This window comes from Sanguibacter massiliensis, from assembly GCF_900240335.1.
Taxonomy (GTDB): Bacteria; Actinomycetota; Actinomycetes; order Actinomycetales; family Cellulomonadaceae; genus Flavimobilis; species Flavimobilis massiliensis.
The window spans coordinates 2,098,908-2,112,631 of the sequence record NZ_LT964979.1; the positions used below are offsets into that span (position 1 = coordinate 2,098,908).

Here is a 13,724-nt window from a genome sequence, read left to right on the forward strand (position 1 = left end):
AGTTGTGGTTCGACGTACTCGTGGAGGACATGTGGACAACGGCGAACCGCTGTGGACGGAGGGATGTTGCCTCAGGACTGTCCCCTGTTCTGCACCGACGTGTCCACAGATCCATGGGTGTCGTCCACCGTTGTCCACAGGCCTGTGCACAGGTGTGGAAAGACATCCCACGTGACTCTCGATGCCATGTCGAGAGTTGGGCCCTAGGACCTGTGCTCGTGCTTGATCCGGCTCGTCAGCTCCGTCACCTGGTTGTAGATCGAGCGCCGCTCTGCCATCTGTGCACCGATCTTCCGGTTCGCATGCATGACCGTCGTGTGATCACGTCCTCCGAACTCCTGACCGATCTTCGGCAATGAGAGGTCCGTGAGCTCTCGGCACAGGTACATGGCGATCTGCCGGGCCGTGACGAGGACCCGCGACCGCGAGTTGCCGCAGAGATCGTCGATCGAGAGGCCGAAGTACGCCGCGGTTTGGGCGATGATGCTGCCCGCGGTGATCTGTGAGGTGTCCTCGTCGGTGATGAGGTCCTTGAGGACGATCTCGGCGAGCCCGATGTCGACCTGCTGACGGTTGAGGTTCGCGAACGCCGTGACACGGATGAGAGCGCCCTCGAGCTCACGGATGTTCGTCGAGATCTTCGACGCGATGTACTCGAGGACATCGTCCGGGGCTGCGAGACGTTCGCCGGCGGCCTTCTTGCGGAGGATCGCGATGCGGGTCTCGAGGTCCGGCGGCTGGACGTCCGTGATGAGACCCCACTCGAACCGGGAGCGCAGGCGGTCCTCGAAGCCGTTGAGCTGCTTCGGCGGGACGTCCGACGTGATGACGACCTGCTTGTTCGCGTTGTGCAGGGTGTTGAACGTGTGGAAGAACTCCTCCATCGTCTGTTCCTTGCCCTGGAGGAACTGGATGTCGTCGATGAGGAGGACGTCGACCTCGCGGTAGCGACGCTGGAACGCGCCAGCGCGACCTTCACCGATCGAGTTGATGAAGTCGTTCGTGAACTCCTCGGAGTTGACGTACCGCACGCGGACGCCGGGGTAGAGGCTCTTCGCGTAGTGACCGATCGCGTGGAGGAGGTGCGTCTTGCCGAGGCCCGACCCGCCGTAGATGAAGAGCGGGTTGTACGCCTTCGCGGGAGCCTCGGCGACGGCGACCGCTGCTGCGTGGGCGAAGCGGTTGGACGCGCCGATGACGAACGTTTCGAAGACGTAGTGGGCGTTGAGGCTCGTCGGCTCAAACGCCTGGGGCGAGGAGCTCGCTCCAGAGGGGTTGAACACCTCGGAGTGCGAGATCCGCTGGGGGGGAGCCGGCGCGGCCTCGGCAGGCTCGTCGACCGACGGACGCGTGAGGGCCTGCTCGGTCTGCTCATCGGCGAGTGACGCGTCGACGGTGATGACGAAGCGGGCGTCGCGCCCGAGTGCGTGCGTGAGTGCGTCGGTGAGTTCCGCCCGGACCCTGTTCTCGAGGTACTCCCGGGTCCACTCGTTGGCGACGGCGACAATGATCGTGCCCTCGGCGATGGCGAGGGGGGTGCCGAGCTTGATGAAGGCGATCTGCCGTGGGGTCATGTCGGGGCTTGCCTCGAGCTCCGTGATCGCCCTGGACCAGACCTCGGTGACGTCGACGTCTGCTGCAGACATCGTTCTCCTTCGCTCGGGGGACGGGACGGCGAGCGTCGCACGCCCGTCGATGTCCACATAGTTTTCCACAGGTTGTGCATGGCGTCGTCCGTCGTCGGCTCCCGACCCCAGGAACTGCCCGTGCGCACCGGTGAGGCGCGATGTTCCGCGGCAGCCACCACGTCACCTGTGACGCGACGTGCAGTGCTGTGGCATGCTGAATGACAACGTTGTGACTTACGGACGACATCGTCGTCGTCCACATCCTGTGATCTTCGCCCAGACGAAGGTCACAGTGGTCCGGCTTGACCGGAGACGGCCTCTCGGCATAGCGTCAGACAGCCGTTCGGCACCTTCGTCGTGCCCGCGTGCCCTGATCCCCGGACCCGGCCATCCCTGGCAGGGACCCCATGTCAACGTTCTGGAGTTACTCGTGAGCAAGCGGACCTACCAGCCGAACAACCGGCGTCGTGCGAAGACCCACGGCTTCCGCGCCCGCATGGCCACCCGTGCCGGCCGCGCCATCCTCGCCGCCCGCCGTCGCAAGGGCCGCGTCGAGCTCTCCGCCTGACCGGTGCTTCCTGCGGCGCACCGCCTTCGGCGTTCCACCGATTTCGGTCGGACGGTACGCGAGGGCGTGCGCGCCGGACGATCGACCATGGTCGTCCACCACCTCGCCCCTGGCGACGGTGATGGACCGGCCATGGTCGGTTTTGTCGTTTCCAAGGCTGTGGGCAACGCCGTGACACGCAACCTCGTCAAGCGCCGGATGCGAGCCCTCATGGCCCAGCAGATGGAGCAGCTCCCCGAGGGAACCGTGACCGTCGTGCGAGCCCTGCCCGCGTCCGCACGCAGTACCTACGCGGGGCTCGAACGGGACCTTCATCGCTGTCTGGCCCGGCTGCCGCTGCACGTCACGGAGATGCGGCCATGACGACGACGAGTGCCGAGTTGCCCGTCTGCGCCGCGTGGCGATGGATCGTCAGGCTCCCAGCCAGGCTGCTTCTCCTGCTGCTTCGTGGATATCAGCTCGTCATCTCGCCGATGACACCGCCGTCCTGCAGGTTCTACCCGAGCTGCTCCGAGTACGCCGTGCGTGCCGTGCGGATCCACGGGGTTCTCCGGGGTGGCCGGCTCGCAGCGTGGCGGGTGCTGCGCTGCAATCCCTGGAACTACGGGGGCGTCGACGACGTTCCTGGTGACGTGAGACGCCCTGCGGTGCAGGAGAACGAATCGCGCAAGCCCGAGGCTCCGGAGCACACGTGCTCCCGGACCGAAGACCCTGCCTGCATGGAGCTGTCCTGATGGAGTGGATGTATAGCCTGCTTTTCCCGATCCAGTGGGTCGTAGCCTGGATCATGTACGGGTGGCACTGGCTGCTCGAACTCGTCGGCATCTCGGGCGAGAGCGGACTCTCGTGGGTGCTCGCGATCGTCGGCCTCACGCTGACGATCCGTACCGTGCTCATCCCGCTGTTCTTCAAGCAGATCCACGCATCGCGTGGCATGCAGGTCGTGGCTCCGGAGATGAAGAAGCTCCAGGCCAAGTACGCGAACAAGAAGGATCAGGCATCGCGCGAGGCGATGGCGCGCGAGATGCAGGAGCTATACAAGAAGCACCAGACGTCGCCGTTCGCGTCGTGCATGCCGCTCCTGCTGCAGATGCCGATCTTCTTCGCGCTCTTCCGGGTGCTCAACACGCTTCCGCAGATCGCGTCCGGTGACAATGACCCCATCGGACCGATCAACAAGGTCGTGGCTGGCCAGATCGAAAGCTCGACGTTCTTCGGTGCCCCGCTCTCCGAGACGTTCCTCAACACGGACGTCACGCAGGTGAAGGTCGTCACCGCGATTCTCATCCTCATCATGTCGGCGACGCAGTTCTTCACACAGCGTCAGCTAACGATGAAGAACATGCCGCCGTCGGCCCTCGAGGGACCGACCGCCGCGATGCAGAAGAACATGATGTACATCTTCCCGGTGATCTTCGCCGTCTCGGGTGTGAACTTTCCCATCGGTGTGCTCGTCTACTGGACGGTCTCGAATGTGTGGTCAATGGGCCAGCAGTTCTACACGATCCGGAAGATCCCCACGCCCGGATCCGAGGCTGCTCGGCAGCTCGAGGCGCGACGTCGCGCCAAGGGCATCGTCGAGGTGACGTCGGCCGACGGCACGACGACGACGGTCGCGCCGCCGAGCGGTCAGCGCCAGCAGCCGATGTCGGCGCAGCGACAGAAACGCAAGAAGAAGAAGTGACCTGGCGCCGCCAGGATCCCGGACACGAATGCCCTAGGAGCATCAGGTGACGACGCAGAACACCGAGCCCACGTCGACGACGAGCCGCCTCGAGGAGGAGGGTGAGATCGCCGCGGACTACCTCGAGGAGCTTCTCGACATCGCGGATCTCGATGGCGAGATCGACATGGACATCGACCACGGCCGGGCAACTGTCGAGGTCATCACCGACGACCCTGCCCAGCTCGCCGAGCTCGTCGGGGCCGACGGTGAGGTGCTCGACGCACTTCAGGAGCTCACGCGGCTTGCCGTTCAGGCACGGACGGGGGAGCGAAGCCGGCTCATGCTCGACATCGCGGGCTACCGCGCGACGCGTCGTAGCGAACTGACGGTCCTCGCCGAGAAGACGATCGCCGACGTGCGGGAGTCCGGTGTTGCGGTCGCCCTCGCTCCGATGAACGCGTTCGAGCGCAAGGTCGTTCACGACGTCGTCACCGCCGCTGGGCTCACGAGCGAGTCGCACGGAGTGGACCCCGCGCGCCACATCACGATCAGCCCCTCGGCCTGATCGACGTACGTACGACGGCCTGTCGCCCTGTTCGCAGGGCGGCGGGCCGTCGGCGCCTGTGGATGACGTCCACCGTCGGCGTGTAGGGGTGGGCATTCGGGACACGAGTGGGGTCCCGCGCGCATGTGGGCGTCATCTGGGCGGCTCGGGTCTCGCTGTTTCACGTGAAACATCTGCGTACGGTGGCGTCGGTTGCCCTTGCGGCATCACGGTTGAGTCGCTGCTTCGGGACGAAGGCGTCCCGACCGTGTGGGGTCTGCGGTGCACGAATGGTGCCGCGCGCCCTGACGGAGTTCGGGGAGCGCCCCGCGAGGCGGCCTAGTCGCAGTAAGCGTGGAGCCGTGATGGCTGAATCGGTTGGGTACCCAGTGTGGCCGCGGGTGTGGATGGCACCGTGAAGGTTCGGTCGTACCGGGGCTGTGCCGTCCCGTCGAGAGCGTCCCCTCTGCTAGATGAGATGCACGTGGGGATCCTTGGCCGGCGTCGACGCTCCCGCAGGACTCTGCGCTCAGTAGCCCGGAGAACTAGCTCGACATACGAGAGATCCTCAGGGCGTGCGAGTGCTTCCTAGCCGCCGGTGTCTCCATGGGAGCGCACGCGGTCGTGGAAGTCGCCTCCGCAAGGTTTCACGTGAAACAGTGAGGTGGGCGCAGAGATAGGCGGGATGTTCGTGCACGTCCGAAGGTGGAGGGCCGGGACCGGGCCATGACCCCATGGGACGCAGCGCGCGTAGCGGCGGGGCATGGACCCAGCGGCGCGGGGCGCGGCGCCGCGCAGGCCAGCGTGACGCGGCTCGCCGCGGGCGGAGTGGACCGCCTGGGGCCGTAAACGCGTTCCTCGCTGAGCCGTGTTCCGAGATGCCCCACAGTGCGCCGAGGCAGCGCCGTGGCTCCCACCCGTGCTGAGAAGAGAACGCATGTCGGAGCGCACACGCAGTGGTTCTCGAGCACTATCCAGCGATGATGATCGACGGCACGGGAATGCGATGGCCTCGGGAGATGCCGCCCCCACCGACCCACGTGACGCGTGCGAGGTCCGCCCGTTCGGCGGGGGCACTAGATGGTCGGTCGCGCCGGTGTGCGTGGGCGTTGTTGTGCACCGCGGGGAAGTGGAGTGTGGTGGCGTCGCGTCCAGGAACCATCTCATGGTCAATGCCTGGGTCAATGACCGGCGCAAGCTCGAGAGTGCAGAACGCGAGGGGGAGGCCGCTCTCAGGTGCGCGCCCTGCGGCGACCTGTGGTGGTCCGTTGTCACCGGGTCCGCTCCGAGACAGTGGTCCTGAGGGAGCTGCAGGGACGACGCCTGCGATACGCGACGACCACTAACGGTAGAGCTCACACAGTCGACCACGCGGTGGCGCAGGAGGCGCGGCTGCGAATCCCGAGCGACCGACCCTGGTGTCGGGTCGTCCACCGCGCGTCTTGTCCAAGGTGCGGTGCTGGACCATGTTCGCCCAGTGTGGATTGCGGAATAGTCGCTGACACAAGTGGCCGTCACTGGCCGGCCAGGGGTTCAGGCGCGGCATCGAACGGTCGAGAATGTCGTGCCCAGCGACATAGTCCGTGCCATCTCCAGACGAGGTAGTCCGCGCGCAGGGCAGTGGAGGGCCAGCATGTGTTTCACGTGAAACATGGAGATGCCGTCGCTCGAGGGCCGTGAGTACAGTGCGCCCCGCCGTGTTGCTAGGGGCCTGGACGGCGACGCTGGAGTACGGCGGGTTCTTCCCTGGGTGGACGGGCGCCGGGACTCGCGACCGGGGCTGCCGCGCACTGAGACTCGCGCGCCCAGCCACTGCAGTTGCGCCCGTCGTCTGCGCGGAGGTGGTGACGCACGTGCGCGTCAGCGCGACGTCCGGATAGGGCCCCTCGAAGAGCGGGCGTGCTTGCCTCCGCCCCACGGCGTCTGAGCCGCGCTGTTCCACGTGAAACACTCGGCAGCCCCCGGGTACAAGGGACTGCGCGGTCTTCGGTGCCCGCCCGCGCTACGCGGTCTCGCCGAACCTCGGCCCGCGAGGATGGGTATGACGCCGGCCCGTCCGCCGGCACGTCCGCTTGCAAGGCCGTGCTGAGGATCCACGGCGGCAGATGCGGGGGAGCGGTGAGCTGTTCCCACGCTCGGGCGGCATGAAGTCCGGATGCTCGAGCGGCGAGACTTCGTGGGCGGCACGGCGACGCCACCAGACGTCGCGTGTGACCCGGGAGAGCAAATCGGGGGAGCGCCTCCCGATGGGTGAGGGAGTCGTTCCGTGGCATCGCCCTCTCACCGGCGCCGTGGGTGGCACAGGCCATCCAGTCTCTTCGTTGTCACGACGCAGTCTGCGCGTCATCGACTTTGCACCCACGCCGTCCTCGGCAGCAAGACGAACTCTGACGGGAGATCAGCGGATTGAGCGGGATCCGTCCGTTGGCGACAGGCGCCACATCGTCTGTGGCGGGCTCGAGTGTCGGAGGCGAGGGGTAACCTAGGACCGAACCCCCAGGCGAAGGAGTGCCGCGTGCCCGTCAACACCCCGGACCGCAGCGATGTTTCACGTGAAACGGAGCACGTCGAGCCCGCGGGCGTCGATGAGCTGTCGTCGGAGGACCCGCGGCTCGCATCCTTCTTCGGCGATGCGTTTGCCAAGATCCGAGACTTCCATGATGCGCTCGTCCACCAGGGTGAGCTCCGAGGACTCATCGGTCCCCGGGAAGTGCCGCGACTCTGGTCGCGACATCTCCTCAACTCTGCGTCCGTCGTCCCGTTCCTTCCCGCCACGGGCATGATTGTCGATCTCGGATCCGGCGCCGGCCTCCCGGGAATCGTCATCGCGGCCATGCGACCTCAGGCGGAGGTCGTGCTCATCGAGCCGATGGAACGCAGGTGCGCATGGCTCACCGAGGTTGCTGCCGAGCTCGGGCTCGGTAACGTCGACGTGCGCCGAGGCCGTGCTGAGGAATTCCATGGAGCGTTCGAGGCAGACGCAGTCACGGCTCGCGCCGTCGCGGCGCTCGACAAACTGGGCCGCTGGGCGTTCCCCCTCCTGCGTCGGGGAGGAGAGCTGGTCGTCCTCAAGGGCCGGTCCGCTCAGGAGGAGATCGACGCTGCCACCAAGGTGCTTCGCAAGTTCGGAGCGACCGACGCCCAGGTGCACGATGCACCGACGATCGACGGGCTCACCGTCACCTCGGTTGTCACAGCGACCCGCACACGATGATCGACAGTGCCCTCAGGCCTCAGACTCTGCTCACACGACGAGAGGGAGAAGCGTGACCGACAGCGACACCACCGCAGCAAGAGCGGCGCGTGACGTTTCACGTGAAACATCGCCCTACGAGCTCCAGAGTCACGAAGAGCGACGGCGAGCACAGATCATGGAGAGTGTCCCGTCCTTCGAGGAGGACACCCCGCTCGCCGCGCAGCTCGCACTCGACGCACGCCGACGCATCAGGCTGCGCGGACGACGATTCCCCCGGCCGGAGCGCACCCGCATCATCACGGTGGCGAACCAGAAGGGTGGCGTGGGGAAGACGACCTCGACGGTCAACCTCGCAGCCGGCCTTGCCCAGTCCGGGCTCAACGTTCTCGTCATCGACAATGATCCGCAGGGCAACGCGTCGACCGCGCTTGGCGTAGATCACCGGGCCGGGACGCCGTCGGTGTATGACGTCCTCGTCAACGACACGCCGATGCGTGACGTCGTGCAGCGCTGCCCCAACGTCGAGAGTCTGTGGTGTGTTCCCGCGACGATCGACCTCTCGGGCGCTGAGATCGAGCTCGTCTCCCTCGTCTCCCGAGAAACAAGGCTGCGGCGTGCGCTCGACACGTTCCTCGCCGAGCGAGAGGCCGCGGGGGAGGAGCGCTTCGACTACGTCGTCGTCGACTGCCCCCCGTCCCTCGGACTCCTCACCGTCAACGCATTCGTCACTGGACGCGAGGTGCTCATCCCCATCCAGTGCGAGTACTACGCTCTCGAGGGGCTGAGCCAGCTTCTCAAGAGCATCAGCATGATTCAGTCGCACCTCAACCAGGAACTCCACCTCGCCACGATCCTCCTGACGATGTACGACGGACGGACGAACCTCGCCCAGCAGGTCGCTGCAGAGGTGCGCGAGCACTTCCCCGAGCAGACGCTCCTCACCGCGATCCCGCGGTCCGTGCGCGTCTCCGAAGCGCCGTCCTACGGCCAGACCGTCATGACATACGATCCCAACTCCACGGGAGCCCTCGCCTACCTCGAGGCCGCCCGAGAGATCGCCGAACGCGGCGCGACCGCGAACACCCAGGAGCAGAGGCAGGACGCATGAGTGAGAAGAGGCGGGGACTCGGCCGCGGCCTCGGGGCCCTCATCCCGACGGCGTCGACCGAGGAGCGACCGGTCGACGTCTTCTTCCCCGGCGGTGGCTCGACCGCGGCCTCGATCGCCACGACGACGACGCCCGCCGACATCGACGATTCCGTCGAGCTCGTGCCGGTGCCCGGCGCTCACTTCCAGGAGATCGTCCTCGACGACATTCGTCCGAACTCACGACAGCCGCGCACGGTTTTCGACGAGGACGACCTCAACGAGCTCGTCGGATCGATCGCCGAGATCGGCGTTCTCCAGCCGATCGTCGTGCGGCCCGACCCGACAGGCGAGGCCCGCTTCGAGCTCATCATGGGCGAGCGGCGCTGGCGTGCCTCCCGCGAAGCCGGCAAGGAGACGATCCCGGCGATTGTCCGCGAGACCGAGGACGACGACCTCCTCAGGGACGCGCTTCTCGAGAACCTCCACCGTGCGGCCCTCAACCCCCTCGAAGAAGCAGCGGCCTACCAGCAGCTGCTCGACGACTTCGGGTGCACGCACGAGGAACTCGCCACGAGGATCTCCCGGTCCCGCCCGCAGATCTCCAACACGCTACGCCTGCTCAAGCTCCCGGCGCTCGTGCAGCGGCGCGTCGCCGCCGGCGTGCTGAGCGCCGGCCACGCCCGAGCACTCCTCGGCCTCCAGGACGCCGCAGCGATCGAACGGCTCGCACAGCGGATCGTTGCCGAAGGCCTGTCCGTCCGCGCGACCGAAGAGATCGTCGCGCTCGGAGGCCTCGAACCCCGGCCTGCTCCGCGCAAGCCCCGCGCGGGCACCCGCAGCGCAGCCATCGACGAGCTGGCTACGCGCCTGTCCGACCGGTTCGAGACCCGCGTCAAGGTCGACGTAGGCCGCTCGCGCGGCAAGGTGACGATCGAGTTCGCGTCGGTCGAGGACCTCAACCGCATCCTTGACGTCATGGTGCCGGACGACCCCGGAGTCCTCCGTAAGCGCTGAGCGCCACGGCTCCGCACCCCGACGACGCGTGAGGCCCCCATCCAGCAGGATGGGGGCCTCACGCGTCGTCTGCAGTGGATCTGCGCCTCAGCCCGCGAGGACGTCCTCGAGCTCCTTCGCCAGCACCTGGCGGGGTCGTCCGCCGACGATCGAGCGGACGAGCTCGCCACCGGCATAGATGTTGATCGTCGGGATCGACACGATGCCGTACGCACCCGTCGTCGCGGGGTTGTCGTCCGTGTTGAGCTTCGCGACCTTGACTCGGCCTGCGAACTGGATCGCCAGCTCTTCGACGATCGGTGCGACCTGGCGGCAGGGGGCGCACCACGGTGCCCAGAAGTCGACGAGTACGGGAACATCTGCCCCGAGGACCTCCTCGGCCCACGTCGCGTCCGTGACGGTGAGGGCGGCCATCATGCCTCCACAGCGACGGCCGCAGGCGCGTCGTCGAGAGCCGCAAGGAAGTGCTGGGCATCGAGAGCCGCCGAGCACCCCGATCCTGCGGCCGTGATCGCCTGGCGGTACGTGTGGTCGACCGCGTCACCGCATGCGAACACACCCGGCAGGTTCGTCCGCGTCGAACGGCCCTCGACGACGATGTAGCCGTTCTCATCGAGGTCGACCTGACCCTTGACGAGGTCGGTGCGCGGCTCGTGACCGATCGCGACGAACAGCGCGGTCGCGTCGAGCTCACGCTCCTCGCCCGTGACGGTGTCACGGAGCGTGAGGGAGCGAACCTTCTGGTCACCCGAGATTCCGACGACCTCGGAGTTCCATGCAAACGTGATCTTCGGATCGTTCTTGGCGCGGTCGGCCATGATCTTCGAGGCGCGGAGCTCGTCGCGCCGGTGGATCATCGTGACCTTCGAACCGAACCTCGTGAGGAAGGTCGCCTCCTCGACCGCGGAGTCACCGCCGCCGACGACAGCGATGTGCTGGTCCTTGAAGAAGAACCCGTCGCACGTCGCGCACCACGAGACGCCGCGGCCCGAGAGCCGCTTCTCGTCGTCGAGACCCAGCTCGCGGTACGCCGAGCCCGTCGCGAGGATGACCGCGCGGGCCCGGAAGACCTTGCCCTCCGACGTCGTCACCACCTTGACGTCACCCGTGAGCTCGAGCTCCGTCGCGTCGTCCCACTCGATCTCGGCACCGAAGCGCTCCGCCTGCTTCTGCATGCCAGCCATAAGCTCGGGGCCCATGATGCCGTCGGGGAACCCGGGGAAGTTCTCGACGTCGGTCGTGTTCATGAGGGCACCGCCCGCAGTGAACGCCCCCGCGAGGACCAGGGGCGCCAGGCCGGCGCGCGCCGCATAGACGGCGGCCGTGTACCCGGCGGGACCCGAACCGACGATGATGACGTCGCGGACGTCGCCGCTCTGCTCGTTGCTCACGTGCTCTCCACTCTTGAGGTCTTCCGCCTGGTCAACGCCCGACGGCGCGCACTTTGTTCCATCCAGGTCACGACACGGAGATCTCTCGGATCTCGGCACGGTTCTGGCCCGAGGTCTGCGGCAGCTCGGTGAACCACAGGACGACATGCTCCGCCTCGACAGGCGTCGCTACCTCGATCTCCATGTCCTTGTCGACAGGGCCCTCGTAGAGGACGGTGCCCTCGTCGGGTTTCGACGGGTCGGTGACGCGCACCTGCATCCGACCGCCCGTGCTGTTCGACTGGATGTAGACGGTCGAGACGGGGGCGGGCTTCTCGAGGGACACCGCGATCCCGATGCCGCGCTTGCCCATGCCCGCGAACGTCGCGGACCGGTACGTGCGCGAGAACCAGTACGTCGTCGGGTCGAGGTCGATCGCCCGCGACGCAGCTTCCGGATGCTCGTTCTCGTCACCGTCCGGGTCGAGCTGCTGCACGGAGGCGATCGCCGGAAGGACCGGAGGCACGGTCGTCGTGGCCGTCGCCTGGGGTTCACCTGTGGAGTCCGTCGGGACGGGCCGCGCGTTCGAGCCCCACTGGAACGGTGACCGGAACCCGCTGAGATTCCCTGCAGCCCACACCACGCCGCCGAGAGCGACGACGAGCGCAAGCACGAGCGTCAGCGCCGTGGGATTGAACCGAACCGTTCGCAGGTCCTCCGCGCGGCCGCGCGCGCCACCGGCACCTGGGCTCGTGGGCCGCACTGCGGCCGCCGCACGCGCCGGCGCCGGGCGGCCGGTCGCACCGACGACCGCGTCCTCCGCGGGCGCCGCCGACGACCCGCCGGGGGTCCCTCCGCGAGGCACGCTGCCTGCCGCGGTGACCGCGGCGAACGTCGGGGCCGGAACCGGCGGCGGAACCGCGGCGGAGCTTGCGACCGAGGCCGTCGCCGCCATCCCGCCGAGGACGCTCGAGCGCTTGATGGGCGACGCCGCGGGCGGTGGCTGCGGCTTGCCCGGAATCGTCGGTACGGCGGGCGAGCCGTCGAACATCGTCCGCACGGAGGTGCGCGCGGGCGACTTACTCTCGGCTGCGGTCTCCACGGCGTCGGCCGCCATCACCGAGTCCTCGCGGAAGCTGCCGGGCTCGTCCTCGACCGCCGCGAGCTCGTCGGACGGCGTGTCGACGTCGTCGACCACACCCGCGTCGGACGGGGCTGCGAGCCCACCGGCCTCGCCCACGTCCGGCACGGCGCCGGGCGCCCCGTCGAGCCCCCCTGCGTCAGGCACATCGTCCGGCACGTCGGACGCGTCGTCCGACACGTCGGACGCGTCGTCCGACACGTCGTCGTCACCCTCCGCAGGAACGTCGACGTGCGTGACGAGAGGAACCGGCGCTGGCTTCTCGGGCTGCGGCACCGGAACCGAGACCTTGCCCCACGGCGCGAGCTCGTCCGCGACGGCGCTCGGCGCGCGCAGCGTCGGCGTGAGCGTCGTGAGGAGCGAATCCGCGATGCTCGCGAGCGCGACCGCCTCAACGTCGTCGTCCGACGGCTTGTCGAGCGCCCCGCGCGGGACCGGGACATCCCCGATGCGCTGACCCGTGAGCGCGAACTGCAGCAGCCGGCCGAGCCCGGCCGCATCCGCGGGCAGGCTCGCACGGGAACCGTGGAACCCACCGTCCCCGAGCGCGCCGTCGAGGCCGAGACCTTCGACGAGAACCTTGCCCGGGGCGACGTGCACGACCGACGGCCGGAGCGCCACGTGATGGACGCCGCGCCGCTCGGCGACGGCGAGCGCCTCCGCGACCTCCCCGACGACGGCCCGCGCCTCAACACCGGAGAGGGGCCCATGAGCGTCGACGATCTCCTCGAGGCTGCGTCCTCGGGGCCGCTCCGTGACGACGTACGGAGACTCGGGGACCTGACCGACGTCGAGCACCCGGGCGAGCCGGGGATCGGCGATGAGCGCCGCGCGGCGGGCCTCGTCGAGCGCGACCGTCGCCCGCGAGCCCGAGACGAGAGCGACGAGCACCTCCCGGCCGAGGATCTCGTCCTCCGCGGACCACCGCTCGGCGTCCTCGACGTCGGAATGAACACGCTCCCGCAGGCGGTACCTCTCGGCGATCAGGTCTCCGACCTGCGACTCGGTCACGGTGCCCCTTCCGACGGACGTCCCGGGGCACACGGCGTGCGCCGCGCCGCCCCGGAGCCAATCCTACGGTGGCCGTCCACCGGAACTGTGAGGCTAACGTGAAGGCATGCCCGACCTCTGCCCGTGCGGCTCCGGCTCGTCCCTCGGCACGTGCTGCCTCCCGCTCCTCCACGGGGAACGGTCCGCCACGACACCCGCCGAGCTCATGCGGTCGCGCTACACCGCCTATGTGCTCCACGACGCCGACCACGTGTGGCGGACATGGCACCCGCGCACCCGGCCCCAGCACCTCGACGTCCGGGATGGACCCGCATGGTCGGGACTGACGATCCACGGGACGACCGGCGGTGGGCCCGACGACCAGTGCGGCACAGTCGAGTTCACCGCGACGTGGGACGGCCCCGAGGGCGCCGGACACCTCCACGAGACGAGCCGGTTCGCGCGGCGGGCAGGACGCTGGTTCTACGTCGACGGTGACGTCGACGAGGGCTGAGACC

The 13,724-nt window shown here is 68.0% G+C and carries 13 protein-coding genes; 9 read left to right on the forward strand and 4 right to left on the reverse strand.

Going from position 1 to position 13,724, the window contains the following annotated elements; all coding sequences use genetic code 11:
• Positions 1-203: 203 nt before the first annotated feature.
• Positions 204-1,646: a chromosomal replication initiator protein DnaA gene (gene dnaA, locus C1729_RS09785; protein WP_102510628.1), complete on the reverse strand. Its 1,443-nt coding sequence runs from the start codon at positions 1,644-1,646 to the stop codon at positions 204-206.
• Between the two features lie 412 nt (positions 1,647-2,058).
• Between dnaA and rpmH the strand changes: the two genes are divergently transcribed.
• From rpmH to C1729_RS09825, 8 genes are all read left to right on the forward strand, one after another.
• Entirely contained in the window at positions 2,059-2,196 is a 138-nt protein-coding gene (gene rpmH, locus C1729_RS09790) for a 50S ribosomal protein L34 (RefSeq protein ID WP_206188174.1), read from the forward strand.
• 3 nt (positions 2,197-2,199) lie between these two features.
• The gene (gene rnpA / locus C1729_RS09795; RefSeq protein WP_102509773.1) at positions 2,200-2,559 is read left to right on the forward strand and encodes a ribonuclease P protein component; all 360 of its coding nucleotides are present in this window, start codon (positions 2,200-2,202) and stop codon (positions 2,557-2,559) included.
• Positions 2,556-2,930, forward strand: coding sequence for a membrane protein insertion efficiency factor YidD (gene yidD / locus C1729_RS09800; RefSeq protein WP_102509774.1), 375 nt, complete (start codon positions 2,556-2,558; stop codon positions 2,928-2,930). Before rnpA ends, yidD begins: the two co-directional genes overlap by 4 nt.
• A gap of 8 nt (positions 2,931-2,938) precedes the next feature.
• Positions 2,939-3,880 (forward strand): membrane protein insertase YidC, encoded by a 942-nt coding sequence (gene yidC, locus C1729_RS09805; protein WP_340637946.1) that lies wholly within the window; start codon positions 2,939-2,941, stop codon positions 3,878-3,880.
• 46 nt (positions 3,881-3,926) lie between these two features.
• Entirely contained in the window at positions 3,927-4,427 is a 501-nt protein-coding gene (locus C1729_RS09810; RefSeq protein ID WP_242493782.1) for a Jag family protein, read from the forward strand.
• A gap of 2,494 nt (positions 4,428-6,921) precedes the next feature.
• Positions 6,922-7,620 carry a 16S rRNA (guanine(527)-N(7))-methyltransferase RsmG gene (gene rsmG / locus C1729_RS09815; RefSeq protein ID WP_422917647.1) on the forward strand — a complete coding sequence of 233 codons (699 nt, stop codon included), beginning with the start codon at positions 6,922-6,924 and terminating at the stop codon, positions 7,618-7,620.
• 157 nt (positions 7,621-7,777) lie between these two features.
• The gene (locus C1729_RS09820) at positions 7,778-8,710 is read left to right on the forward strand and encodes a ParA family protein (protein WP_102509776.1); all 933 of its coding nucleotides are present in this window, start codon (positions 7,778-7,780) and stop codon (positions 8,708-8,710) included.
• Positions 8,707-9,705: a ParB/RepB/Spo0J family partition protein gene (locus C1729_RS09825; RefSeq protein ID WP_102509777.1), complete on the forward strand. Its 999-nt coding sequence runs from the start codon at positions 8,707-8,709 to the stop codon at positions 9,703-9,705. Before C1729_RS09820 ends, C1729_RS09825 begins: the two co-directional genes overlap by 4 nt.
• Before the next feature lie 87 nt (positions 9,706-9,792).
• Here C1729_RS09825 and trxA read toward each other — a convergent pair whose 3' ends face one another.
• The 3 genes from trxA to C1729_RS09840 all read right to left on the reverse strand — a co-directional run bounded on the left by trxA (position 9,793) and on the right by C1729_RS09840 (position 13,227).
• Positions 9,793-10,119: a thioredoxin gene (gene trxA, locus C1729_RS09830; RefSeq protein ID WP_242493783.1), complete on the reverse strand. Its 327-nt coding sequence runs from the start codon at positions 10,117-10,119 to the stop codon at positions 9,793-9,795.
• The gene (gene trxB, locus C1729_RS09835) at positions 10,119-11,096 is read right to left on the reverse strand and encodes a thioredoxin-disulfide reductase (protein WP_242493784.1); all 978 of its coding nucleotides are present in this window, start codon (positions 11,094-11,096) and stop codon (positions 10,119-10,121) included. Before trxB ends, trxA begins: the two co-directional genes overlap by 1 nt.
• A gap of 67 nt (positions 11,097-11,163) precedes the next feature.
• Positions 11,164-13,227 (reverse strand): protein kinase family protein, encoded by a 2,064-nt coding sequence (locus C1729_RS09840; protein WP_102509780.1) that lies wholly within the window; start codon positions 13,225-13,227, stop codon positions 11,164-11,166.
• 106 nt (positions 13,228-13,333) lie between these two features.
• On the opposite strand from C1729_RS09840, the gene C1729_RS09845 reads away from it, so the two are divergent.
• Positions 13,334-13,720: a YchJ family protein gene (locus C1729_RS09845; protein WP_102509781.1), complete on the forward strand. Its 387-nt coding sequence runs from the start codon at positions 13,334-13,336 to the stop codon at positions 13,718-13,720.
• The last annotated feature ends 4 nt before the right edge of the window (positions 13,721-13,724 follow it).